Below are 24,319 nucleotides of genomic sequence, written 5' to 3' on the forward strand. Positions count from 1 at the left end.
TGCATCGTGGGAGGGCGCCATGCGCCCGAAAAATACGCAGGCATGGACCAGGCGTCCCCACCCGCTCCCACAGGTGCGTGCCGTATGAAGTTGGCAGACGAAGCGCCAGAGCCGGTTCGCAGTCGCGGTTTCAGCCGGCCCTCGTCAACCGCCAGACAAAAAAGGGGCCTTGCGGCCCCCAGAGGTTAAATCGGTAGATCAGGCTTCGACTTCGATCAGCACTTCGCCCGGGTTGACGCGGTCGCCCTTGGCCACGTGCACGGCCTTGACGGTGCCGGCGATCGGCGCCTGCACTTCGGTTTCCATCTTCATCGCCTCGGTGATCAGCACGGCCTGCCCGGCCTTGACGGTGTCGCCCTCCTTGACCAGCACGTCGACGATATTGCCCGGCATGCTGGTGCTGACGTCACCCGGCGCGCTGGCGCTGCGGCGTTTGCTGCCGGTGCCACCGGCCACGTAATCGTTGAGCGCCTCGAACACCACTTCCTCGGGCATGCCGTCGATGGACAGGTAGAAGTGCCGCTTGCCCTCGCCCTTCACGCCGACGCCGGTGATGTCCACGCGGTAGCTCTCGCCGTGCACGTCGATGATGAATTCGGTCGGCACGCCCGCGCCGCCCGCTGCCGCCACGCCAGTGCCATCGGGAATCGGCAGCAGGGCTTCGGGTTGCAGGGTGCCGGCCTCGCGCTCCTCGAGAAACTTGCGGCCGATGTCCGGGAACATGGCGAAGGTCAGCACGTCCTCTTCGGTCCTGGCCAGGTCGCCGATCTGCCCGCGCAGGTTGTCCATCTCCGGCTTGAGCAGGTCGGCCGGGCGCACGTCGATCACCTCTTCATTGCCAATGGCCTGCTTGCGCAGCGTCTCGCTGACTTCGCCCGGTGCCTGGCCGTAGCCGCCCTGCAGGTACAGCTTCACCTCGTTGGTGATGGTCTTGTAGCGCTCGCCGGCCAGCACGTTGAAGAACGCCTGGGTACCGACGATCTGCGAGGTCGGCGTGACCAACGGCGGGAAGCCGAGGTCTTCGCGCACCCGCGGGATCTCCGCCAGCACTTCGTTCATGCGGTTCAGCGCGCCCTGCTCCTTGAGCTGGTTGGCCAGGTTGGAAATCATCCCGCCCGGCACCTGGTTGACCTGCACGCGGGTGTCGACCGCGGTGAACTCGCTTTCGAACTGATGGTACTTCTTGCGCACCGCGTGGAAGTACATGCCGATTTCCTGGATCAGCGACAGGTCCAGGCCGGTGTCGTATTCGCTGCCCTTGAGCGCGGCGACCATCGACTCGGTACCCGGGTGGCTGGTGCCCCAGGCGAAGCTGGAGATCGCCGTGTCGATATGGTCGGCGCCGGCCTCGATGGCCTTGAGCTGACACATCGACCCCAGGCCCGCCGTGTCGTGGCTGTGGATGAACACCGGCAGGTCGATCTCGGCCTTCAGTGCCTTGACCAGTTCGGCGGTGGCAAAGGGCGTGAGCAGCCCGGCCATGTCCTTGATGGCGATGGAATCGATGCCCATGGCCTGCATGGCCTTGCCCTGGGCGACGAACGCCGCGACGGTGTGCACCGGGCTGGTGGTGTAGGCGATGGTGCCCTGGGCGTGCTTGCCGCTGGCCTTCACGGCCTCGATGGCCACCTGCAGGTTACGCACATCGTTCATCGCATCGAAGATGCGGAACACGTCGATGCCGTTTTCCGCCGCCTTGGCGACGAAGGCGCGCACCACGTCATCGCTGTAGTGGCGGTAGCCGAGCAGGTTCTGGCCACGCAGGAGCATCTGCAGGCGGGTGTTGGGCAACGCCGCACGCAGCTGGCGCAGGCGCTCCCACGGGTCTTCCTTGAGAAAACGCACGCAGGCGTCGAAAGTTGCGCCGCCCCAGACTTCCAGCGACCAGTAGCCAACCTGGTCGAGCTTGTCGCAGATCGGCAGCATGTCTTCGGTGCGCATGCGGGTGGCCAACAGGGACTGGTGGGCATCGCGCAGGATGGTGTCGGTAACCGTGATCTTTCTTGTCATGGTGCGTTCCTCACAGGCCGGCATGGGCGGCGATGGCGGCGGCGATGGCCAGGGCCAGTTCGCCCGGCTTGCGTTTGATCGAGTAGTTCAGCAGCTCGGGGTGGTTGTCGACGAAGCTGGTGTTGAAGCGCCCGCTACGAAATTCGTCGTTGGCGAGAATCTGCTGGTAGTAGGTGGCGGTGGTCTTCACGCCCTGCACGCGCATGTCGTCCAGCGCACGGGAACCACGAGCCAGCGCCTCCTCCCAGGTCAGCGCCCAGACGATCAGCTTCAGGCACATGGAGTCGTAATACGGCGGAATGGTGTAGCCGGTGTAGATCGCCGTATCGGTGCGCACGCCGGGGCCGCCGGGGGCGTAGTAGCGGGTGATCTTGCCGAACGAGGGCAGGAAGTTGTTGCGCGGGTCTTCGGCGTTGATCCGAAATTGCAGGGCGAAGCCGCGGTACTGGATATCTTCCTGCTTGATCGACAGCGGCAGCCCGGAAGCGATGCGAATCTGCTCGCGGACGATATCGATGCCGGTGATTTCCTCGGTGATGGTGTGCTCCACCTGCACCCGGGTATTCATCTCCATGAAGTACACCTCGCCCTCGGCGAGCAGGAACTCCACGGTGCCGGCGTTCTCGTAACCGACCGCCTGGGCGGCGCGCACGGCGAGGTCGCCGATGTAGGCGCGCTGCTCCGGGGTGAGCTGCGGGCTGGGGGCGATCTCGATGAGCTTCTGGTTGCGGCGCTGAATCGAGCAGTCGCGCTCGAACAGGTGCACCACGTTGCCAAAGCTGTCGCCGAGAATCTGCGCTTCGATGTGCTTTGGGTTGACGATGCATTTCTCGAGAAACACTTCGGCGCTGCCAAACGCCTTGGTCGCCTCGGAGATCACCCGGGGAAATGCCTGCTCCAGCTCCTCACGGCTGTTGCAGCGACGAATGCCCCGACCACCGCCACCGGAGGTGGCCTTGAGCATCACCGGGTAGCCGATGCGGTCACCTTCAAGCAGCGCCTCGGCGATATCCGCGACGTTGCCCTCGGTGCCCGGCGTGACCGGCACGCCGGCCTTGATCATGCTGCGCCGCGCTTCGGTCTTGTCGCCCATGCGGCGGATGACCTCGGCACTCGGGCCGATGAACTTGATGCCACGCGAGGCGCAGATTTCCGCCAGCTCGGCATTCTCGGACAGAAAGCCATAGCCCGGGTGCAAGGCATCGCAGCCGGTTTCAACCGCCAGGTTCACCAGCTTGCGCGGGTTCAGGTAGCCCGCCAGGGGGTCGTCACCGATGCCATAGGCTTCATCGGCACGCTTGACGTGCAGTGCCTGACGGTCGGCATCCGAATAGATGGCCACCGAGCGAATATTCATCTCGGCGCAGGCCCGCACGATGCGCACCGCAATCTCGCCACGATTGGCGATCAGGATTTTCTTGATCACGAGCCAGCATCCTCGATCACGTGAACAGGCAACCCATTGAGGGTCGAGATATGACCGGATATGTCCCCACCAGCCTTATGAGCCACCCTACGCCGCTGTAACAATTAACCAAAATCAATATTTGTTGGGTTATGCATAAGTAAAAACTTATGCTTGGCGGACAAGAATCCACTCGAGTGGTGAAGAAAATTCGCAAGTCGTTGTTACGCATGACATTTCGCCAGCTGCAGATCTTTCGCTCGGTGTGCGCCAACCGTTCCTACAGCCGCGCTGCAGAGGAAATGTCACTGACGCAGCCGGCAGTCAGCCTGCAGATTCGCCAGCTAGAAGAACTGCTCGACCAGCCGCTGTTCGATTATGTCGGCAAGAAGCTGTACCTGACCGAGGCGGCGGAAGCGCTGCAGCGCGCCAGCGAGGATATCTTCGGGCGCCTGGAGAGCCTGGACATGCAACTGGCCGACCTCAAGGGCTCGCTGCAAGGGCAGTTGAGCCTGGCGATCGAATCCAGCGCCAAATACTTCGTTCCCCACCTGTTCGCAGCCTTTCGCCGCGAGCATCCGGAAGTCAGCCTGCAGCTCACCGTGGTCAACCACACTCAGGCGGTTCGCCGCCTGAGTGCCAACCGCGACGACCTGCTGATCATGTCTCAGGTACCAGCGGACATGCCCCTGGAATTCCTGCCCTTTCTCAACAACCCGATCATCGCCGTGGCGCCGGCCGACCACCCCTTGAGCCAGGCCCAGGCGTTGCAGCTGCAAGACTTGTGCGCCTGGCCGTTGCTGGTGCGCGAGCACGGCTCCGGTACGCGGCGTGCGTGCGAGGAGTACTGTCATCAGAAGCGCGCGCATTTCGCCCAGGTTCAGGAAGTGGGCTCCATGGAAGGGCAGCGCGAGGGTGTCATCGCCGGGCTGGGGCTGGCATTGATACCGCGCCACGCGGTGCGTCGCGAGTTGCAGTTGGGCATTCTGCGCGAGTTGCCGGTGGCCGAACTGCCGTTGCTGCGCAGCTGGTGTGTGGTGCACCCACGGGGTAAATACCTGTCGCCGGTAGCACAGGCGTTCTTCCAGTTCGTGCGTGACCAGCGCCCGCAGATTGGCGCCCTGGCCGAGCAGTTCAGTGGCGCAAGCAATTCGCTGTAGGGATTTCGTATATCATATCCCAAACCCCTTCACCTGGCGGGTGCATGACGTGCCACTACCTCCCCTGACCGCGCCCAACCTGGGCATTGCTCCGTCTGCCTCGGAGGTGATCACCAAACACCTGCGCGACGCCATCGTTTCCGGCCACTTCGCCGAAGACGAGCCGGTGCGCCAGGACGACATCGCCAGGCTGTTCAATGTCAGCAAGATCCCCGTGCGCGAGGCGCTCAAGCGCCTGGAGGCAGAAGGCCTGGTGATGTTCCAGCGCAACAAGGGCGCCGTGGTCACGCGAATTTCCGAGCCGGAACTGGCGCAGATGTTCGAGGTGCGCATTCTGCTCGAGGGCAAGGTGCTGCGCCTGGCGATTCCCAACATGAACGACGCCACCTTCGCCCGCGCCGAGCGCATCTGCGAAGAGTTCATCGGCGAGGACGACATCGGCCGCTGGGCCGAGCTCAACTGGGCGTTGCACGCCTGCCTCTACGAGCCTGCGCAGCGGCCTTTCCTGGTCAGCCTGATCCGCTCCATTCACGACAAGCTGGAGCGCTACCTGCGCATGCAGATGAGCCTTTCCGAAGGCAAGGACCGCGCCGACCGGGAGCACCGCGAGATCATCGCCGCCTGCCGTGCCCGCGATGTCGAGCGAGCGATCGTGCTGCTTGACGAGCACATCATCGGCGTCTGCCGCAGCCTGTTCGAGCATCTCCCAGGGCATCGCTGAAGCGGCGGCCTTCGTTGGGTGGATGATGCTTTGACCGTCCACCGTTCCGAGGCCTCGATGGTGGACAAAAAGAGCGTTGTCCACCCTACCTGGAGCGCGGGCATCATCAAATCCGAGTACCGGGTATCGCTCCACGCCTCGACCACACCCTGCGCGCAGCGACCCATCCTAGATCCGGTTGGACGCCTCCAGCGCGTCGAGCAGGCGGGCATCGTGGCCGTAGATGTCCGGACGGAACTGCACCTGGCCGTCGGCGCCGACCTGGGCGGTCCAGTAGGCCATGACGATCGGCACCGGGCGCGGCAGATCGGCGCGCAAGGTGCGGCCACTTTCCCACTGCCGGGCGATGCGGGCGCGCTCGCCGGGCGTGGCTTCGGCCAGCAACTGATCGACCAGCTCGGTTACTCGCTCGATGCGCACGCAGCCGGAACTGAACAGCCGCGGCAGGTTGTCGAACAGGCGCTGGCTCGGCGTGTCATGCAGGTACACCGAGAACGGATTGGGGAAGCGAATCGCCACCTTGCCCAGTGGGCTGTGGGGGCCGGCGGCCTGGCGGATCATCACGCGGCCCGGGCGCTCCCAGTCGACGCTGCGCGGATCGACCGGGTTGCCGTCGTAATCGATCACCTGCATGTGGTTGGCCGCCAGATAGCCCGCAGCGTCGCGGCGCAGCTCCGGCAGCTTGTCTTCGCGCAGGATGGTGGGCGGAATCGTCCAGGTCGGGTTCAGGGTCAGGTGGGTGATGCGCGAACGCAGCAGCGGCGTGGGCCGCGCCGGGCGACCGACCTGGGTGCGCGCCTGCCAGGCGATGGCATGGTCGCGCAGGAACATCACCTCGGCGCCCGCCACGTCGATCAGCACGCTGGTCGGCTCGATCTCGTGGGACAGCCAGCGCAGGCGCTCCAGGTTGATGCGGATCTGGTCCATGCGCTCGCTGGCCGAGTGATTCAGCTCGGCCAGGGTACCGGGGCCGACCACGCCGTCGGGCTTGAGCAGGTGGTTACGCTGGAAGGCCTTGACCGCCTCGACCAGCGCAGTGGAATACACCGAGGTTTGTTCGGCAACCAACGCGGGCGCACCCTGTGACAGGTCCCCATGCAACTGCAGCCGTTGCTCAAGCAAGGTCACGCGGCCATCCACAGCGCCGGGCTTAAGCAGCGTGCCGCCGGGAATCGCCAGCCATTGCGGCAGTTCCTGGCGACGCAGTTCGGCGTAGCGCTGGCGCAATTGACGATAGGGTTCGAACGTCGGGCGAGCCTGCTCGAACGCCTGCGCGGGGTCACTCAAACCCGCCTGGGCGAGCGCCAGCAGCGGCGCCTGGCTCTGCTCCATGGCCATGCTCTCGGGCGCCCAGAGCGGCTCCACCCGGGACTGGTCCAGGCGACCGTAGGCCAGGTCTCGCAAAGCTTGCAGGTAGGCCGTGGTGGCCAGCACCTCGACACAGGCGGACAGCCGCGGCGACGGATCGTCGACCGCCGCCAGCTCGCGTAACGGCTCCAGGTGGTAGGCCCGCGGCTCCAGGCCATCGTCCACCAGGTTCTCAAGCTGCGCGAACAATGCTGGCAGGTTCGCCTCGTTCCATACCGGCTGGGCGGCGCGCAGCAGATAGAACGGCTGCAGCCATTCAAGATCCTTGGCGGTGAGCGTCAGGGCGGGCGACACGCAGGTCAGGCTGGGCTCGGCAAGCTGTTGTTCGAGCGGGCTGGGCGGCGCTGCATCGGCCAATGCCAGAGGAGCAGCAAGGGCCAATGCCCAGGCAAAGGATGGGGTGGAAGAAAACAAGGCGCCGCTCCAGATTACGACCGAGTGAATGACAGCCCGTCGGACACCGTCGGGTCAAAAGATTTCGCCTGTTAGAATCGCCGGCTTTGTTGCGCCCGCAATTGCCTGGCAAGGGCTCGACCTGTCGATGGCGACACGCAGAGAGTTGAGATGATGACCACGATCCAGGGAATTTGCTTAGCCTTTCTTTGCCTGGCAGTGCCCGCTACCCACGCGACGGCCGCGACCCTGGCGCCCGATCCGCTGCTCGAAAGCCTGGCGAATCAGGCCCCGGCGCTCAAGCGCAAGGTGCTCAACCATGCCATCGACGCCATGCGTTGCGCCATCAATAACGGCGCCGTACCGGCCCAACGGCTGGCGGTCATCGACTTTTCCAAGCCCTCCAGCGAGCGCCGCCTGTGGATCTTCGACCTCACCAGCAAGCGCTTGCTGCTGCATGACCTGGTCGCCCACGGCCAGCAATCGGGCGACAACTTCGCCACTCGCTTCTCCAATCGTGAAGGCAGCCACCAGTCCAGCATCGGCCTGTTCCGTACCCAGGAAAGCTACACCGGCAAGCACGGCTACTCGCTGCGCATGGACGGCCTGGAGCCCGGTTTCAACGACCTCGCCCGCCAGCGTGCGATCGTCATTCACCCTGCCGACTACGTGAACCCGGCCTGGATCAAGACCCAGGGCCGTATCGGCCGCAGCCAGGGCTGCCCAGCGGTACGCCCGGAAGTGGCGCGCATGGTGGTCGACAGCCTGAAAGGCGGCCAATTCATGTTTTCGTACTATCCGGACAAGCGCTGGCTGCAGTCGTCGGTGTACATCAACTGCCAGCCAGCGTTGGTCGCTGGCATCGTCAGTGCCAAAGAAGGCTGAGCCACCGCCCCCCCTTTGGCACCCGCCCCTCAGGGCTCCATGCCCTCGACGATGATCACCTCCGAGCGCGCCGCGCCGGCACGAAAGCTGCTGGCCTCCTGGTAGGCCGCCGAGCGATAGCAGGCCACCGCCTGATCATAGGAAGGAAACTCGATGACCACGCTGCGCTGCGGCGTGGTGCGGCCTTCCTGCGCCTCGGACCGGCCGCCGCGGGCGAGAAACTTGCCGCCGTAAGCAGCGAAGGCCGCCGGCGCGCGCTTGGTGTACTCCACGTAGCGCTCGGGGTCGGTGACGTCCACGTGCGCGATCCAATAGCCCTTCATGTTTGACTCCTTTAATTAATTTTCGTATTACGGTATACCATAATTTGAAATAACATCGTCTGCGAGAGCTGCCATGCCCTTCCATCCTATCCGAGAACTCATCGACGACTTCCGCCAGGGCAAGATGGTGCTGCTGGTCGACGACGAAGACCGCGAAAACGAGGGCGACCTGCTGCTCGCCGCTGAATTCTGCACGCCGCAGGCAATCAACTTCATGGCCCGAGAGGCACGCGGGCTGATCTGCCTGACGCTGACCGACGACCACTGCCAGCGCCTGGGGCTCGAGCAGATGGTGCCGAGCAACGGTAGCGTGTTTTCCACCGCTTTCACCGTTTCCATCGAAGCCGCCTCGGGCATCAGCACCGGGATCTCCGCCGCCGACCGCGCCCATACGGTGCTCACCGCCGTGGCGCCGGGCGCCACGGCAGCGGATCTGGTGCAACCAGGCCACATCTTTCCCCTGCGCGCCAAGGAAGGCGGCGTGCTGACCCGCGCCGGGCATACCGAGGCCGGCTGCGACCTGGCCAGGCTGGCCGGCCTGACGCCCGCTGCGGTGATCGTCGAGGTGATGAACGAAGATGGCAGCATGGCCCGCCGCCCAGACCTGGAAGCATTCGCGGCCCTGCATGGCATCCGGATCGGCACCATCGCCGACCTCATCCAGCACCGTCTGAGTACCGAACACACGGTCACCCGTATCGGCGAACGGGAGTTGCCGACCGTGCATGGAGAATTCCGCCTGATCACCTATGAAGACCGCATTGCCGGTGGCGTGCACATGGCCATGGTGATGGGTGATATCCGCCACGACGAGCCGACCCTGGCTCGTGTACATGCCATCGATCCGCTGCGTGACCTGGTCGGTGCCGAATACAGCGGTCCGCGCAGCTGGACGCTGTGGGCGGCCCTGGAGCGCATTGCCGCAGACGGCAAGGGCGTGGTCGTGGTGCTCGCCAACCACGAATCATCCCAGGCGCTGCTCGAACGGGTACCGCAACTGACTCAGCCACAGCGCCCGTTCAAGCACAACCCGCCACGGGTTTACTCGGAAGTCGGCACCGGGGCACAGATACTGCAGGACCTGGGTGTCGGCAAGCTGCGCCACCTGGGCCCTCCCCTCAAATACGCCGGGCTTACCGGCTACGACCTGGAAGTGGTGGAGACCGTGCCGTTCGAATGAGGCACGGGAGCATCGACCAGATGCCGATACAAGATGGATGGCAAAGCGCTTGCACAAAGTTTGGAATACCATAATATGATATCCCTAATGCCAGCCAGTTTATCGCGTGCCCCCGCAAGGGATAGCACCTACAACAGCACCTGATAGTGGCCGCCATTGACGATCCAATGATCACTGCTCCGGTTAAGCGGGCAAAACGCTCGCTTGCGAAAAAACACAACAACGAGGGCAAGCAAGATGGTGTTTATCAAAGGTGTATCCTCGATGCTCGCCGCGGGCATCCTGAGTGCGGCAGTCGCCACCACGGCGGCCGCCGAAACCGTCAACTTCGTGAGCTGGGGCGGCAGCACCCAGGATGCGCAGAAAGCCGCCTGGGCGGATCCGTTCAGCAAGAGCAGCGGCGTCACCGTGGTGCAGGACGGCCCCACCGATTACGGCAAGCTCAAGGCCATGGTCGAAAGCGGCAACGTGCAGTGGGACGTGGTCGACGTAGAAGCTGATTTCGCCTTGCGCGCCGCAGCCGAAGGCCTGCTGGAGCCCCTGGACTTCGGCGTCATCGACCGGGACAAGATCGACCCGCGCTTCGTTTCCGACCATGGTGTCGGTTCCTTCTTCTTCTCCTTCGTGCTCGGCTACAACGAGGGCAGCCTCGGCGACAAGAAGCCGCAAGACTGGAGCGCCCTGTTCGACACCGCCACCTATCCCGGCAAACGCGCGCTGTACAAGTGGCCGAGCCCGGGCGTGATCGAGCTGGCCCTGCTGGCTGACGGCGTGGCTGCTGACAAGCTCTACCCACTGGACCTGGATCGCGCCTTCAAGAAACTCGACACCATCAAGAAGGACATCGTCTGGTGGGGCGGCGGCGCGCAGTCGCAGCAACTGCTGGCGTCTGGCGAGGCGAGTCTCGGGCAGTTCTGGAACGGCCGCATCTACGCCTTGCAGGAAGAAGGCGCACCGGTAGCGGCGAGCTGGAAACAGAACCTGGTCATGGCCGACTTCCTGGTTATCCCCAAGGGGGCCAAGAACAAGGACGCAGCCATGAAATTCCTGGCCCACGCCAGCGGCGCCAAGGGCCAGGCCGATTTCGCTAACCTGACCGCCTACGCGCCGGTCAACGTCGACAGCGTGCAGCGCCTGGACTCGGTGCTGGCACCGAACCTGCCCACCGCACATGTCAGCGACCAGATCACCCTGGACTACGCCTACTGGGCGAAGAACGGGGCGGCGATCGCCACCCGCTGGAATGAATGGCTGGTGAAATGACATGACCGCGCTCCGTACCCCCGAGGGCGGTGCAGCAAGCCGTCGGCATGGCAGTGCCGACGGTAACGCGGAACGGGCGGCGCGCTGGCGCGGCGCCCCGTACCTGCTGCCGGCCCTGCTGTTTCTTGGCTTGTTCTTCCTGACACCGCTGATCGGCCTGCTGTTACGTGGCGTGCTGGAGCCGGAGCCAGGGCTGGGCAATTACGCCCAGCTGTTCGCCAACTCGGCCTACTCCAAGGTGCTGTTCAACACCTTCGCGGTAGCCGGGCTGGTGACCGTGATCAGCCTGCTGCTGGGGTTTCCCCTGGCCTGGGCGATCACCCTGATGCCGCGCGGCTGGGGCCGCTGGCTGCTGAACATCGTGCTGCTGTCGATGTGGACCAGCCTGCTGGCGCGCACCTACTCCTGGCTGGTGCTGCTGCAGTCCTCGGGCGTGGTGAACAAGATGCTGATGGGCATGGGCATCATCGACCAGCCGCTGCAGATGGTGCACAACCTGACGGGTGTGGTGATCGGCATGAGCTACATCATGATCCCGTTCATCGTGCTGCCGCTGCAGGCGACCATGAGCGCCATCGACCCGATGGTGCTGCAAGCCGGCTCGATCTGCGGTGCCAACCCGTGGCGCAACTTCTTCAAGGTGTTCCTACCGCTGTGCCGGCCGGGCATTTTCTCGGGTGGCCTGATGGTCTTCGTGATGTCCCTGGGTTACTACGTGACCCCGGCCCTGCTCGGCGGCGCCCAAAACATGATGCTGCCCGAGTTCATCATCCAGCAGGTGCAATCGTTCCTTAACTGGGGCATTGCCAGCGCGGCGGCAGCCTTGCTGATCCTCATCACGCTGGTGCTGTTCTACGTCTACCTGAAGCTGCAACCGGAATCGCCGGTGGCTTCCAGCACTGCGAGGTAAACGCCATGCTGCTGTCACCCAATGCCATGGGCCGTGGCTTGCGCTACGGCCTCAATACCGTCACCGCGCTGATCGCCGTGTTCCTGCTGCTGCCGATTCTGTTCATCGTGCTGCTGTCGTTCGGCTCGTCGCAGTGGCTGGTGTTCCCGCCACCGGGCTGGACGCTGAAGTGGTACGGGCAGTTCTTTTCCAATGCCCAGTGGATGGACTCGGCCTTGGTAAGCCTCAAGGTGGCCCTGCTGACGACCGTCTGCGCGGTCGCCATCGGCATGCCCAGCGCCTTCGCCCTGGTGCGTGGCCGCTTCCCGGGCCGCGAACTGCTGTACGCGCTGTTCACCCTGCCGATGATCGTGCCTCTGGTGATCATCGCCGTGGCGGTCTACGCCCTGTTTCTCAAGCTCGGCTACACCGGCACGCTGTTCGCCTTCGTGGTCAGCCACGTGATCGTCGCACTGCCGTTCACCATCATCTCGATCATCAACTCGCTGAAACTGTTCGACCAGTCAATCGAGGACGCGGCGGTGATCTGCGGCGCCACGCGCCTGCAGGCCATCGTCAAGGTGACCTTCCCGGCCATCCGCCCGGGCCTGGTGGCCGGCGGCCTGTTCGCCTTCCTGGTGTCCTGGGACGAGGTCGTGCTCAGCGTGATGATGGCCAGCCCCGGCCTGCAGACGCTGCCGGTGAAGATGTGGACGACGCTGCGTCAGGATCTCACCCCCGTGATCGCCGTCGCTTCGACGCTGCTGATCGGTCTTTCCCTGCTGATCATGGTCATCGCCGCCATCGTGCGCCGCCGCACCGACGTCAACGCCTGAGCGCCGAGGAGAATTTCATGAGTGCCGTCATCCAGGAACACCGCGCACCGCAGACGCTGGTCAGCCTGCGTAACCTGAACAAGCACTACGGTGACTTCACCGCCGTGGACAACATTTCCCTGGACATCCAGGAAGGTGAGTTCCTCACCTTCCTCGGCTCCAGCGGCTCCGGCAAGAGCACGACACTGTCGATGCTGGCCGGCTTCGAAACGCCCAGCTCGGGGGAAATCCTCGTCGAGGGCAAATCCCTGGTCAACGTGCCGCCGCACAAACGCGGCATCGGCATGGTGTTCCAGCGCTACTCGCTGTTTCCGCACCTGGACGTGCGCCAGAACATCGCCTTCCCCCTGGCGATCCGCAAGCTGAGTGCCGCCGAGCAGCAGCAGAAGGTCGAGGCCATGCTCAAGCTGGTGCAGCTCGACGCATTCGCCCACCGCCGCCCCGCGCAGCTGTCCGGCGGCCAGCAACAGCGCGTGGCGATTGCCCGCGCACTGGTCTACGAACCGCGCATCCTGCTGATGGACGAGCCCCTTGGCGCGCTGGACAAGAAACTGCGCGAAGACCTGCAGGACGAGTTGCGTCACCTGCATCGGCGCCTGGGTATCACCATCGTCTACGTGACCCACGATCAGGAAGAAGCCATGCGCCTGTCCCAGCGCATCGCCATCTTCAGCCACGGCCAGATCGTCGGCCTGGGCAGCGGTTATGACCTCTACCAGAACCCGCCAAACGCCTTCGTCGCCTCCTTCCTCGGCAATTCCAACTTCCTGCGCGCCAAGGTCAGTGGCCAGGCCGCGGTACAGTTCGAGCAACAGAGCCTGGCGATCACCCCGACCGCCAATCTGCAGAACGATCAGGACGTGCTGCTGATGCTGCGCCCGGAAAAAGCCCAGGTGCTGGCGCAGGAACTCGCCGCGCAGACGCCCCTGCCCGCTGGGTGGAACGAGATTCCCGTGCAGGTCACCGAGGTGGTGTTCCTGGGCGAGAGCCTGACCTGCCACGTGGTCACCCCCGGTGGCTGCCACCTGACGCTCAAGGCCATGGGCAGCGGCCTGCAACCGTTACGGCCCGGCGCCCAGGCCAGGGTTCGCTGGGCCGCCAGCGAGGCATGCCTGTATGACAGCTGGAACGAGGGCGACCTGAACAAGGCCGCCGGCGCTCACTGAGAACAGACACGGCTGATTCACTCTGCGGCTGCAGAAAGGCGAGAGCAGACGTAGGGTGGATGACGCTCTTTTCATCCACCATTGCGATCGGTGGACGGGTCGGGCCGCGTAGGTGAGGCGTCGTCCACCCTACGACTGTGGGAGCGGGCCGTGCCCGCGAATAATCACGGGCATGGCCCGTTCCCACAATGAATCACCGAACGGCTGCTCTCGCCTTACACGGCCTGCAGAGAGCCTGGCTGGCGCTCTGCCAAGAGGATCAGCGCGAAGCGTAACGCTCCCTCCGGCAAAGAGTGGTACTGCACTTCCCAGTCGCCTTGATTCTCCCCCACGCGAGCTTGACGCGACGCTCTAGCACGAGGCCGGCGCGCTGGAGCGCATCTTGCTAGGCGATATTACGGCATACCGTCTGCCGTTGTAGCGCGTGCTTCTCTGCTCAGTTGAAGACAGCGCGATTCGTGGCGATATCGAACACCTGCGGGAGGCAATTCAATGCGTAGCGTAATGGCCAGTCTGTTCTGCCTGTTCACCCTGGCGGCTCACGCCGAGCAGAGCATCACGTTCGTCAGTTGGGGCGGCAGCACCCAGGCCGCGCAAACCCGTGCCTGGAGCGAGCCCTTCACGCAGCAGACCGGTGTCCGTGTCGAGCAGGCCGGGCCCACCGACTATGCCGCCTTCAAGGCCATGGTGGAGAGTGGGCAGGTAACCTGGGACGTAGTCGATGTTGAGGCAGATTTCGCCCTGCGTGCCGGCCGGGAAGGGCTGCTCGAGCCTCTGGATTTCAAGCAGATCGCCAAGCGCACCATCGACCCGCGCTTCGTCACCATCTACGGCGCCGGCTCGTTCTATTTTTCCTTCATCCTCGGTTACAACACCCAGGCCCTGGGCGAGGTGCCGCAGAACTGGGCGGCGCTCTTCGATACCCGCACCTTTGCGGGCAAGCGCGCGCTTTACAAGTGGCCGAGCCCGGGTGTACTGGAGATCGCCCTGCTCGCCGACGGCGTCGAGCCCGCGCAACTGTACCCACTGGACCTGGACCGCGCCTTCAGGAAACTCGACAGCATCAAGGCCGATATCGCCTGGTGGGGCAGCGGCGACGAATCCCAGCAACTGCTGGCCTCCGGCACCGCCAGCCTGGGCATGTTCTGGAATGGGCGGGTCAACGCGTTGCGCGACCAGGGCGCGCCGGTAGGCATGAGCTGGCAGCAGAACCTGGTGGCTGGCGACTTCCTGGTGATCCCTCGCGGTTCGCGCAATGCCGAGGCGGCGCGTGCCTTCATCGCCCACGCCACCAGCCCGAAGGCCCAGGCCGACTTTTCCTCCCTGACCGGCTATGCGCCGGTCAACCTGAGCGCCGTGGCCCTGGTGGACCCGGAGCAGGCGCAAAACCAGCCTGGCGCCCACAAGGCGGGGCAGATCACCCTGGATTTCAAGTATTGGAGCCTGAACGGCGAGCGCATCGCCGAGCGCTGGAATGCCTGGCAGGCCGCCAGCCGCTGATGTCCTCGTCGAACGCCGGTCACCGGGTACTCGCCAAAGTATTTTATATTATGGTATACCATAGGCCATGACCCGCATGATCCTGCATGACGGCCAGCCCTAGAGGCCTTACAAAAATCGAGGAAAGCGACATGAAATTTTCGTTGTTCGTCCACATGGAACGCTACGACCAGGAAGTCGGCCACCGCGAGCTCTTCGAGCAGTTGACCGAGCTGACCCTGCTGGCCGAAGCCGGTGGTTTCAGCACCGTGTGGGTTGGCGAGCATCACGCCATGGAATACACCATTTCGCCGAGCCCGATGCCAATCCTGGCCTACCTGGCGGCCCGCACCAGCACCATCCGCCTGGGCGCCGGCACCATCATCGCGCCGTTCTGGAACCCGATCCGCGTGGCAGGTGAATGCGCCCTGCTCGACGTGATCAGCAACGGTCGCATGGAAGTCGGTCTGGCCCGCGGTGCCTATCAGTACGAATTCGACCGCATGGCCGGCGGCATGCCCGCCAGTGATGGCGGCAAGTACCTGCGCGAGATGGTGCCGGTGGTCAAGGCGCTGTGGAAAGGCGATTACGCCCACGACGGCGAGATCTGGAAATTCCCCACCAGCACCTCCTCGCCCAAGCCGCTGCAGCAACCGCTGCCGCCGATATGGATCGCCGCCCGCGACCCGGACTCGCACAACTTCGCGGTGGCCAACGGCTGCAACGTGATGGTCACGCCGCTGATGAAGGGCGACGAGGAAGTGGTCGACCTCAACAACAAGTTCAACGCCGCCCTGGCCAACAACCCGGACGTGCCACGCCCACAACTGATGGTGCTGCGTCACACCCACGTGCACCTGGCCGACGACACCGAGGGCTGGAAGGTTGGCGCCGCCGCGATCTCGCGCTTCTACCGCACCTTCGATGCCTGGTTCGGCAACAAGACCACCCCGGTCGACGGCCTGCTGGACCCAAGCCCCGAGGAGAAATTCATGGAGCGGCCGGAGTTCGCGCTGGAGAATATCCGCAAGAACACCATGATCGGCACGCCTGAGGAAATCATCACGCGGATTCGTCACTACCAGGAACTGGGCGTCGACGAGTTCAGCTTCTGGGCCGACAACAGCCTGCCGTACGCCGAGAAGAAGAAGTCCCTGGAGCTGTTCATCCAGCACGTGGTGCCAGCCTTCCGCTGAGCCACGCACCCGCTGCCCAGGCCATACCGGGCAGCGGCTATCGCCCTCGCGGCGATATGTAAAACCCTATCCGAATAAAGACAAGAAGTAGGTTTCCCCATGGTGTCGCGCACAACCTTGCTGCTCTACCCCCGCCCGTTCTCCGTCGCCTGCAGGTTCTCCCGCGCAAGGCGCAGCTGACCCGCGCAGCCGCTACCCCCACGCATCCAACAGGCTGTTTTCAACGACGCGGCGGCAACGTAGCTAGTTTCTCAACAGCCTGCCAAACCGGCCAGCCCCGCTCACGCGGTGCAGCGTGCCGTCGCAATTTTGCGCAGGAGAACCGTCCATGTCCCAGCAAGAGCTCGTTGAAAGCAACAGCGTCGGCCAGGTAGCCGATGCCGACCGTCACGGTCGTGTCCGTGACCTGTTCACCCTGTGGTTCAGCACCAATATCGCGCCACTGCCCATCGTTACCGGCGCCATGGCCGTGCAGGTGTTCCATCTCAGCCTCGGCTGGGCGATCTGCGCCATCCTGGTCGGCCACCTGCTCGGCGGCATCGTGCTTGGCCTGGCATCTGCCCAGGGTCCGCAAATGGGCCTGCCACAGATGCTGCAGAGCCGCGGGCAGTTCGGCCGTTACGGTGCTCTGCTGGTGGTGGTAATCGCCGCGGTGCTGTACATCGGCTTCTTCATATCCAATTGCGTGCTGGCCGGCAAATCCATCCACACCGTGGCGCCTCATCTGCCCCTGCCCGCCGCGGTGCTGATCGGCGCCTGCGCGGCGACGCTGATCGGCATCCTCGGCTACAACTTCATCCACACGCTCAACCGTATCGGCACCTGGGTGATGGGCATCGGCCTGCTCGCCGGCTTCATCGCCCTGTTCGCCAACGGCCTGCCGGCGGACTTCGCCAGCCGTGGCGGCTTCAACCTGGCCGGCTGGCTGGCCATGGCGTCACTGGGCGCCATCTGGCAGATTTCCTTCGCCCCCTACACCTCGGATTACTCGCGCTACCTGCCAAAAAGCGTGGGGATCTGGAAGCCCTTCATCGCCACCTACTGCGGCGCCGTACTGGGCACCTCGCTGTGCTTCGTGTTCGGCACCCTGGTGGCACTCTCGGTCAGCGCGGGCACCGACACCATGGATGCGGTCAAGCAGAGCACCGGTGCATTCGGCCCGGTGCTCATGGTGCTGTTCATCCTCAGCATCATCAGCCACAACGCTCTGAACCTCTACGGCGCCGTGCTGGCACTGATCACCTCGGTGCAAACCTTCGCCGCCGACTGGGCGCCCAGCCGCCAGGCCCGCGTGGCGCTTTCGGCGATGCTGCTGGTGGCCTGTTGCGTGGTTGCGGTCAGTGCGCCTGCGGACTTCATCTCGCGCTTCATGCAGCTGATCCTGGCGATGATGATCGTGCTGGTGCCCTGGGCAGTGATCAACCTCGCCGACTTCTACCTGGTGCAGAAACAGCGCTATCACATCCCTTCACTGTTCGATGCCAGCGGCGGTATCTACGGGCGCTTCAACCCCAACGCGGTCAGCGCCTACGCGGTGGGCATCCTGGTGCAACTGCCGTTCGCGGTCACGCCGATCTACACCGGCCCGATGGCCAGCAAGCTCGATGGCGCCGACCTGTCCTGGCTGGTGGCGATCATCGTCACCCTGCCGCTGTACCTGCTGCTGTCGCGCCGCGACACGGTGTACCGGCGCAAGCAGATATCCACCCTTTCAAGGGCGTGAGAGAGACAACCTGAAGCTACGCCCCAGGCAATATTTTGCAGGGCATGCCAGACGAAACAGCTGGTTTCACGTGGAACGCTGATTTCTATCGGTGACGACCCATCGATAGCGTGGTCTATGCAGACACAGCAGCCAGCAAGCGAACGGTAATGGAATTTGGCATACAGCATTTCTTCGGTTATCTGATCGCGGCCACCCATGGCCTTGGTGCCATCGCCGCCGTGCACGCGATCCTGACCGTGCGCACCGCCCAGGGCGCGATTGCCTGGGCGCTGTCGCTGTTTTTCATGCCCTACCTGACCTTGCTGCCCTACGTGATTTTCGGGCGCAGCCGCTTTTACGCCTATATCGAGGCCCGCCGGCAGGTGGACCGGCAGATGCACAAGGCCATGGCCGCACTCGACTGGCGACCCTGGGTCGAGGAAGCCATCGCCGCGGGTGAGTCCGAGGCCTACGGCCAATTGCGCGCCCTGCCGCGGCTGGGCCGCATGCCCTGCTTGGCGAACAACCAGGTCAACCTGCTGATCGATGGCAAAGCGACCTTCGACGCCATATGCCAGGCGCTGGCCGAGGCGCGTCAGGTGATCCTCATCCAGTTCTTCATCGTGCATGACGACAAGCTCGGCCGGCGCCTGCAGGAAGTCCTGCTCGAACGCGCCGCCGCGGGCGTCCAGGTGTATTTCCTGTTCGACGCAGTTGGCAGCCACGCCCTGCCGCGTCGCTACATCAAGCGGTTGCGCGCGGGCGGCGTGCACATGCACGCCTTCCCTACCGGCGGCGGCCTGTTCAATCGCTTCCAGCTGAATTTCCGCAATCACCGCAAGATTGTCGTGGTGGATGGCGAGCGCGGCTTTCTCGGCGGGCACAACGTGGGGGACGAGTACCTGGGCGAGAAGCCGCGCCTGTCGCCCTGGCGTGACACCCACGTGCAGGTGCACGGCCCGGCCGTGGCCTGCCTGCAAGAGTCGTTCGCCGAAGACTGGTACTGGGCGACGCGCAAACTGCCGCCGCTGTTGCTGCCCGAGGTCTACCCGGACGAGGGCATGCTCTGCCAGGTGATCACCAGCGGCCCGGCCGACGCCCAGGAGACCTGCTCACTGCTGTTCGTGGAAATGCTCAACGCAGCCCGCGAGCGCATCTGGCTGACCAGCCCGTACTTCATCCCGGACGAAGCCCTGTTCGCCGCCCTGCGCCTGGCGGTACTGCGCGGCGTCGACGTGCGCATCCTGCTGCCGGCGCGACCAGACCACCGCATCGTCTATGCCGCGTCCAGCCTGTTCGCGTTCGAAGCGCTACGCGCAGGGGTACGGATTTTTCGCTACCTGCCCGGCTTCCTGCACCAGAAGGTCGCCCTGATCGACCAGGACATCGGCGTGGTGGGCAGCGCCAACCTGGACAACCGCTCCTTTCGCCTCAACTTCGAGATCACCCTGGTCACGGTCGATACCGAGTTCGCCCGCCAGGTCGAGGCCATGCTGGAGAACGACTTCAGCCAATCCCGCGAGCTGATCGGTGCCGACCGCCGCGAGGTGCACCGCCTGCAACAACTGGGCATGCGCGTAGCGCGGCTGATCTCGCCGATCCTCTGAGGGTTCTGGTGCCTGGCGTGGCGCTGACCGCCGAACAGATGACCAGTCGCCTCGCGACGAGGTTTGGCTGGTAGAGCGCTCGGCGACCCCGGCCAATGGTGCCGTACGGCAAGCAACCCCTGCGCCTGCACGCAGGGACAGTCGCACCTGAATGCCGTGAGCCGAGATCCCAGCACGGCTGCCGATAGGCGCTCTTTTCTCCCACGCACACGCAGACAGTCGCGGATATCCCAACGCCTGCCTGGCACCGCCTAACGAGGCGCCGGACAAGCGCGATCATCTCGATCAAAAAGAATCGGCTTAGAACGAACGCTCCGATCAAAAGAGTCGGAGAAGGGAAAATCTCAAGATCTATTTGATCGATTCAATCATAGATGCTATTCATACTGACCAAAACAATCACAAAAAGGATAAGCCATGAAATTCCACGGTATCGTTCCTGCCCTTGTCACGCCGTTCAACACGGCGCAGGAAGTCGATGAGCCGGCGCTCGCCGCGCTTGTCGAAAGTCTCATTGAAGCAGGCGTGCACGGCCTCTTCGTGCTGGGCACCAACGGCGAATTCTTCGCCCTGTCCGACGCCGAGAAAGTACGCATTGCCCGTTCAACCGTAGAGATCGCTGCCGGCCGGGTGCCGGTGATCGCCGGAACCGGCGCGTTCGCCACCCGCGATGTGATCGAGCTGAACAAGAAAATGAGCGATGTGGGCGTTCAGGCACTGTCGGTCATTACTCCCTTCTTCAACGCCGTGAGCCAAAGCGAGCTGATCAATCATTACCAGGCCATCGGCGATGCTTCCGACCTGCCGATCATGCTTTACAACATCCCGGCCAAGACCGGCATGTCGATAGGCATCGGGGCGGTCGCCACGCTCTCGCAGCACCCGCAGATCAAAGGCATCAAGGACAGCGCCGGCAACTTCGACGCCCTGGTGCAGATGATGCGCTACCGCAGCGACGACTTCGCGGTGTTCGCCGGCACCGACTCGCTCATCTACTGGAACCTGCTGGCCGGGGGTGACGGTGCGGTGGCGGCCACCGCCAACGCCGTGCCCCATGTGGTGATGGAGATCTGGAACCAGTTCCAGGCCGGCAATCACGAGGCTGCCCGCGCCGCCCAGGAAGCCCTGCGCCCGCTGCGTGACGCCTTTGCTCTGGGCACCATGCCGTCCGTGTTGAAGAAGGCCACGGACCTGCTCAACGTGCCGGTAGGCCCTTGCCGCGCCCCCACTGCTGCCCTTGATGAACAGACCGTCCACAAGCTCGAAGGCTTGCTGGCCGTCTACCAGCGCTGAGCCGGAGGACCACCATGTATCACTTCCAGACCGTCAAACACATCGTCCACGGCCCCGACAGCCTGAATGCTCTGGCCGACAAGCTGGCGCTGCTCGACACGCCGCTGCAGCGCGTGCTGCTGGTCACCCAGAACGCCATGCATCGGCTGGGCGTCACCGAGCGGGTGGTCGCTCAGCTGGAGGCCAAATCCATCGCCGTCACGGTGGTCGATGACGTCGAGATCGAACCGACGCTGGAGAACATCGAGGCCGTGTTCAGCCGCTCCGTCGCCCCTGCGGCACCAGACGCGCTGATCGCCATCGGTGGCGGCAGCGTGCTGGATGCCGCCAAGCTGTTCGCGGTGATGCTTACCAACGATATGCCGCTCAAGGCGATGCTGGGCATCGACAAGGTCACCCATCCTGGTAAGCCCATGGTGCTGGTGCCGACCACCTCCGGCACCGGCTCGGAAGTCACCCCCAACGCTATCGTCACCCTGCCGGACGAAGAGCTGAAGATCGGCGTGGTGAGCCGCTACTTGCTGCCGACCCTGGTGATCCTCGACGCCACGCTGACCCTGGGCCTGCCCAAGCCGATCACCGCTGCCACCGGCATGGACGCCTTCACGCATTCGTTGGAGTCGTTCATTTCCACCAAGGCCAACCCGATCAGCGACACTTTCGCCCTGGAGTCGATGCGACTGATCGCCGGCAGCATCGTCGAGGCCTACCAGCAGCCGGGCTCGCTGCAGGCGCGCAGCGACATGCTGCTCGGCTCGATGTACGGCGGCCTGGCACTGACCGCCGCCGGCACCGCGGCCGTGCACGCCCTGGCTTATCCGCTGGGCGGCAAGTTCCACGTTACCCACGGGGTGGCCAACGCCATGCTGCTGCCCCATGTGATGGCCTTCAACCTCGACAGCTGCGCACCTCGGCTGAAGCGCGCAGCCTGCGTCTGCGGCCTGGCCCAGGAGACGGACAGCGACGAGGTAGCCGCCCGCAAACTGATCGACCAGATCAGCGCCTGGACCGCCACGCTGGAGATCCCCCAGAACCTGCGCAACTTCGGGGTAGCCGAGGAGCACCTGGCGGACATGGCGGTGGCCGCCTCCAACGTCACCCGCCTGATGGTCAACAACCCCAAGGCGCTCAGCCTGGACGACATCCAGCAGCTGTACCGGTGCCTGTTGCCATGAAGCGGCCACTGCTGGTGATTGCCGACGACCTGTCCGGCGCCGCCGACTGTGCTGCCGGCTTCGCTCGCCATGTGACAACCGAGGTGTTGCTGGATCATCGCGCCGAGCACTGTGCACAGTCGGTGACCGCGCTGGACCTCGACACCCGTCGCCTGCCGGCCGACCAGGCAGCGCAGCGCAATCGCGCCGTACTCGATACGCGCACGTTCGCCGGCCATGCGTTGTACAAAAAGGTCGACTCGACCCTGCGCGGCAACCTGGTCAGTGAGGTCACCGCGCTGCTGGGCCATGGCATGGCCCTGGTCGCGCCCGCCTTTCCGGCCATGGGCCGCACCACCCTGGGCAGCGTGCAGTATGTCGACGGCATTGCCGTCAACGAGAGCGATGTGTGGCGCAATGAAGGCTTGAGCGGCACGGCCGATCTGCTCGAACTGTTCAACGCCCCGGGGCTGCGCTGCGCTGCCCTCGACCTTGAGCAGGTACGCGGCGCCGAACTGGACGCTTCGCTGGCGAAACACCTGCAGGCCGGCACCCAGGTGTTGATCTGCGACGCGCAGTTCGATGCGGATCTGCAAGCCCTGGCCCGGGCCTCGGTCGCGCAGGCGGGCAAGCTATTTTGGGTCGGCTCCGCGGGCCTGGCCCAGCAGTTGCCCCTGGCGCTGGGGCTCACCCCTCGCATTGCGCGAGCAGTGCCCGGCGCTGCGCTGCCGGTGTTGACCGTGGTCGGCAGCATGTCCCGTCATTCCCAGGCCCAAGCGGCGCTGCTCGCCGAACGCAGCGGCCAGAGCTGGCAGCGAATCGAGCCCCGGCTGTTGCTGGCAGCGGATGCGCAGGATCAGCGCGAAGCGTTGGGCCTACGCCTGGCCGCGCAGCTGGCCAGCGGCGCCGATCTGTTGATCAGCCTCGAACAGCGCGACCGCGATCCAGCCCAGGCGGCGCTGCTTGGCGCGCCCCTGGCGCAGTTGCTGCTGCCGGCCATCGCCAAGGCTGGAGCATTGATCGCCACGGGCGGAGAAACCGCGCGCGCGCTGCTCAGCGCCGCCGCTATCGACAGCCTGCAACTGCTGGGCGAGCTAGCGCCTGGGGTGGTGTTGTCCAGCGCCCGTCGGCAGGGCCACGACCTGGCCATCGTCACCAAGGCCGGCGGCTTCGGCCAGCCGGACACTCTCTACCAGGCCTGGGCTCGCCTGCACGACGCCAGCCATTCCCAGGCCCTCTGTGAAAAGGAAGCCCACCATGTCTGAACGCCCCGTAATCGGCATCACCCTGGGCGATGCTGCCGGCGTTGGCCCGGAAATCATCATGAAGTCGCTGGCCCACGACAGCGTCTACGCCATGTGCCGGCCGCTGGTCATCGGCGATGCCAGGCGCCTGGCAGATGCCAACCGTATCGTTGGCGGCAGCCTGCAGGTCAACGCCATCGACCACCCGCGCCAGGCACGCTTTGCGCCGGGTGTGGTGGACTGCATCGACCTCGAACTGATCCCCGTCGACCTGCCCTATGGCCAGCTCTCGGCGATTGCCGGCGACGCCGCCTTTCGCTACATCGAACGCACCGTGCAACTTGCCGAGGCCGGCGAGCTAGACGCCATCTGTACCGCGCCGCTGAACAAGGAAGCCCTGCATGCCGGCGGCCACATATTCCCCGGACATACCGAAATGCTGGCGCACCTGACCGGTATCGAGGAAGTGTCGATGATGTTGATGACGCCAACCCTGCGGGTCATCCACGTTACCACCCACATTGGCATCATCGACGCCATCGCCCGTATCGAGCCGGGCCTGGTACGCCGCACCATCGAACGTGCCCACGAGACGCTGGTGCGTGCCGGTATCGACAACCCGCTGATCGCCGTATGCGGCATCAATCCCCACGCTGGGGAAAACGGCCTGTTTGGTTATGGCGAAGAAGCCACCAAGATCCAGCCCGCCATCGACGAACTGCGCGCTCGCGGCTGGCGCGTGGAAGGCCCGTTGCCAGCCGATACCCTGTTCTTCCGCGCCGGCCGTGGCGATTTCGACGCGGTAGTCGCCATGTACCACGACCAGGGCCACGGCCCGGTGAAAGTCATGGGCCTGGAGGCCGGGGTCAACGTCACCATCGGCCTGCCGGTGATCCGCTCCTCGGTGGACCACGGCACGGCGTTCGACATCGCTGGCAAGGGCATCGCCGACGAACGCAGCCTCATCGAGGCGTTGCGTCAGGCCGTGGAACTGGCCACCCGCAAACGCAGCAGCCGCGTCGCCCGATAGCCACGAACCGCT

The 24,319-nt window shown here is 64.5% G+C and carries 20 protein-coding genes; 16 read left to right on the forward strand and 4 right to left on the reverse strand.

The window, feature by feature from the left end; all coding sequences use genetic code 11:
* Positions 1–198: 198 nt before the first annotated feature.
* Positions 199–2,010 carry a sodium-extruding oxaloacetate decarboxylase subunit alpha gene (gene oadA / locus ACZ0AV_RS13800; protein WP_499151552.1) on the reverse strand — a complete coding sequence of 604 codons (1,812 nt, stop codon included), beginning with the start codon at positions 2,008–2,010 and terminating at the stop codon, positions 199–201.
* Between the two features lie 10 nt (positions 2,011–2,020).
* Entirely contained in the window at positions 2,021–3,436 is a 1,416-nt protein-coding gene (locus ACZ0AV_RS13805; protein ID WP_225836995.1) for an acetyl-CoA carboxylase biotin carboxylase subunit, read from the reverse strand.
* A 188-nt stretch (positions 3,437–3,624) separates the two neighbouring features.
* Between ACZ0AV_RS13805 and ACZ0AV_RS13810 the strand changes: the two genes are divergently transcribed.
* Both ACZ0AV_RS13810 and ACZ0AV_RS13815 read left to right on the forward strand, forming a co-directional pair.
* Complete coding sequence (locus ACZ0AV_RS13810) at positions 3,625–4,575, forward strand: LysR family transcriptional regulator (RefSeq protein WP_499153364.1); 951 nt, start codon at positions 3,625–3,627, stop codon at positions 4,573–4,575.
* Positions 4,576–4,639: 64 nt separating this feature from the next.
* Positions 4,640–5,296: a GntR family transcriptional regulator gene (locus ACZ0AV_RS13815; protein ID WP_499153365.1), complete on the forward strand. Its 657-nt coding sequence runs from the start codon at positions 4,640–4,642 to the stop codon at positions 5,294–5,296.
* Positions 5,297–5,464: 168 nt separating this feature from the next.
* Here ACZ0AV_RS13815 and ACZ0AV_RS13820 read toward each other — a convergent pair whose 3' ends face one another.
* On the reverse strand, positions 5,465–7,078 hold the full coding sequence (locus ACZ0AV_RS13820) for a L,D-transpeptidase family protein (protein WP_499151553.1): 1,614 nt from the start codon (positions 7,076–7,078) through the stop codon (positions 5,465–5,467).
* Between the two features lie 150 nt (positions 7,079–7,228).
* Here ACZ0AV_RS13820 and ACZ0AV_RS13825 point away from each other — a divergent pair, with 150 nt between their 5' ends.
* Positions 7,229–7,942 carry a murein L,D-transpeptidase catalytic domain family protein gene (locus tag ACZ0AV_RS13825; protein ID WP_499151554.1) on the forward strand — a complete coding sequence of 238 codons (714 nt, stop codon included), beginning with the start codon at positions 7,229–7,231 and terminating at the stop codon, positions 7,940–7,942.
* A gap of 29 nt (positions 7,943–7,971) precedes the next feature.
* Here ACZ0AV_RS13825 and ACZ0AV_RS13830 read toward each other — a convergent pair whose 3' ends face one another.
* Positions 7,972–8,265: a DUF1330 domain-containing protein gene (locus ACZ0AV_RS13830; protein ID WP_499151555.1), complete on the reverse strand. Its 294-nt coding sequence runs from the start codon at positions 8,263–8,265 to the stop codon at positions 7,972–7,974.
* A 73-nt stretch (positions 8,266–8,338) separates the two neighbouring features.
* On the opposite strand from ACZ0AV_RS13830, the gene ribBA reads away from it, so the two are divergent.
* From ribBA to pdxA, 13 genes are all read left to right on the forward strand, one after another.
* Positions 8,339–9,445: a bifunctional 3,4-dihydroxy-2-butanone-4-phosphate synthase/GTP cyclohydrolase II gene (ribBA, locus tag ACZ0AV_RS13835; RefSeq protein WP_499151556.1), complete on the forward strand. Its 1,107-nt coding sequence runs from the start codon at positions 8,339–8,341 to the stop codon at positions 9,443–9,445.
* 237 nt (positions 9,446–9,682) lie between these two features.
* The gene (locus ACZ0AV_RS13840; RefSeq protein ID WP_499151557.1) at positions 9,683–10,708 is read left to right on the forward strand and encodes an ABC transporter substrate-binding protein; all 1,026 of its coding nucleotides are present in this window, start codon (positions 9,683–9,685) and stop codon (positions 10,706–10,708) included.
* Position 10,709: 1 nt separating this feature from the next.
* Entirely contained in the window at positions 10,710–11,618 is a 909-nt protein-coding gene (locus ACZ0AV_RS13845; protein WP_499151558.1) for an ABC transporter permease, read from the forward strand.
* A gap of 5 nt (positions 11,619–11,623) precedes the next feature.
* Positions 11,624–12,433 (forward strand): ABC transporter permease, encoded by an 810-nt coding sequence (locus ACZ0AV_RS13850; RefSeq protein ID WP_499151559.1) that lies wholly within the window; start codon positions 11,624–11,626, stop codon positions 12,431–12,433.
* Between the two features lie 17 nt (positions 12,434–12,450).
* Positions 12,451–13,599, forward strand: coding sequence for an ABC transporter ATP-binding protein (locus tag ACZ0AV_RS13855; protein ID WP_499151560.1), 1,149 nt, complete (start codon positions 12,451–12,453; stop codon positions 13,597–13,599).
* Positions 13,600–14,091: 492 nt separating this feature from the next.
* Positions 14,092–15,099 (forward strand): ABC transporter substrate-binding protein, encoded by a 1,008-nt coding sequence (locus ACZ0AV_RS13860; protein WP_499151561.1) that lies wholly within the window; start codon positions 14,092–14,094, stop codon positions 15,097–15,099.
* 131 nt (positions 15,100–15,230) lie between these two features.
* Entirely contained in the window at positions 15,231–16,274 is a 1,044-nt protein-coding gene (locus ACZ0AV_RS13865; protein ID WP_499151562.1) for an LLM class flavin-dependent oxidoreductase, read from the forward strand.
* A gap of 328 nt (positions 16,275–16,602) precedes the next feature.
* The gene (locus tag ACZ0AV_RS13870; RefSeq protein ID WP_499151563.1) at positions 16,603–17,997 is read left to right on the forward strand and encodes a purine-cytosine permease family protein; all 1,395 of its coding nucleotides are present in this window, start codon (positions 16,603–16,605) and stop codon (positions 17,995–17,997) included.
* Positions 17,998–18,146: 149 nt separating this feature from the next.
* A complete protein-coding gene (gene cls / locus ACZ0AV_RS13875) occupies positions 18,147–19,586 on the forward strand; it encodes a cardiolipin synthase (RefSeq protein WP_499151564.1) in 1,440 nt (479 codons plus the stop codon).
* A 417-nt stretch (positions 19,587–20,003) separates the two neighbouring features.
* Positions 20,004–20,879 carry a 4-hydroxy-tetrahydrodipicolinate synthase gene (gene dapA / locus ACZ0AV_RS13880; protein WP_499151565.1) on the forward strand — a complete coding sequence of 292 codons (876 nt, stop codon included), beginning with the start codon at positions 20,004–20,006 and terminating at the stop codon, positions 20,877–20,879.
* A 14-nt stretch (positions 20,880–20,893) separates the two neighbouring features.
* Complete coding sequence (locus tag ACZ0AV_RS13885; RefSeq protein WP_499151566.1) at positions 20,894–22,054, forward strand: iron-containing alcohol dehydrogenase; 1,161 nt, start codon at positions 20,894–20,896, stop codon at positions 22,052–22,054.
* Positions 22,051–23,298 carry a four-carbon acid sugar kinase family protein gene (locus ACZ0AV_RS13890; RefSeq protein WP_499151567.1) on the forward strand — a complete coding sequence of 416 codons (1,248 nt, stop codon included), beginning with the start codon at positions 22,051–22,053 and terminating at the stop codon, positions 23,296–23,298. The genes ACZ0AV_RS13885 and ACZ0AV_RS13890 overlap by 4 nt, the downstream gene beginning before the upstream one ends.
* Positions 23,291–24,307, forward strand: coding sequence for a 4-hydroxythreonine-4-phosphate dehydrogenase PdxA (gene pdxA, locus ACZ0AV_RS13895; protein WP_499151568.1), 1,017 nt, complete (start codon positions 23,291–23,293; stop codon positions 24,305–24,307). The genes ACZ0AV_RS13890 and pdxA overlap by 8 nt, the downstream gene beginning before the upstream one ends.
* Positions 24,308–24,319: the final 12 nt, after the last annotated feature.

The organism is Pseudomonas sp. AC532 (assembly GCF_979258965.1).

Bases quoted from the DNA above. Each gene is read 5' to 3' on its own strand.
- cls (WP_499151564.1), top strand. From the start codon at position 18,147: ATGGAATTTGGCATACAGCATTTCTTCGGTTATCTGATCGCGGCCACC.
- oadA (WP_499151552.1), bottom strand. From the start codon at position 2,010: ATGACAAGAAAGATCACGGTTACCGACACCATCCTGCGCGATGCCCAC.
- ACZ0AV_RS13840 (WP_499151557.1), top strand. From the start codon at position 9,683: ATGGTGTTTATCAAAGGTGTATCCTCGATGCTCGCCGCGGGCATCCTG.
- pdxA (WP_499151568.1), top strand. From the start codon at position 23,291: ATGTCTGAACGCCCCGTAATCGGCATCACCCTGGGCGATGCTGCCGGC.
- ACZ0AV_RS13860 (WP_499151561.1), top strand. From the start codon at position 14,092: ATGCGTAGCGTAATGGCCAGTCTGTTCTGCCTGTTCACCCTGGCGGCT.
- ACZ0AV_RS13845 (WP_499151558.1), top strand. From the start codon at position 10,710: ATGACCGCGCTCCGTACCCCCGAGGGCGGTGCAGCAAGCCGTCGGCAT.
- ACZ0AV_RS13850 (WP_499151559.1), top strand. From the start codon at position 11,624: ATGCTGCTGTCACCCAATGCCATGGGCCGTGGCTTGCGCTACGGCCTC.
- ACZ0AV_RS13870 (WP_499151563.1), top strand. From the start codon at position 16,603: ATGTCCCAGCAAGAGCTCGTTGAAAGCAACAGCGTCGGCCAGGTAGCC.
- ribBA (WP_499151556.1), top strand. From the start codon at position 8,339: ATGCCCTTCCATCCTATCCGAGAACTCATCGACGACTTCCGCCAGGGC.
- ACZ0AV_RS13865 (WP_499151562.1), top strand. From the start codon at position 15,231: ATGAAATTTTCGTTGTTCGTCCACATGGAACGCTACGACCAGGAAGTC.
- ACZ0AV_RS13830 (WP_499151555.1), bottom strand. From the start codon at position 8,265: ATGAAGGGCTATTGGATCGCGCACGTGGACGTCACCGACCCCGAGCGC.
- dapA (WP_499151565.1), top strand. From the start codon at position 20,004: ATGAAATTCCACGGTATCGTTCCTGCCCTTGTCACGCCGTTCAACACG.
- ACZ0AV_RS13885 (WP_499151566.1), top strand. From the start codon at position 20,894: ATGTATCACTTCCAGACCGTCAAACACATCGTCCACGGCCCCGACAGC.
- ACZ0AV_RS13825 (WP_499151554.1), top strand. From the start codon at position 7,229: ATGATGACCACGATCCAGGGAATTTGCTTAGCCTTTCTTTGCCTGGCA.
- ACZ0AV_RS13855 (WP_499151560.1), top strand. From the start codon at position 12,451: ATGAGTGCCGTCATCCAGGAACACCGCGCACCGCAGACGCTGGTCAGC.
- ACZ0AV_RS13890 (WP_499151567.1), top strand. From the start codon at position 22,051: ATGAAGCGGCCACTGCTGGTGATTGCCGACGACCTGTCCGGCGCCGCC.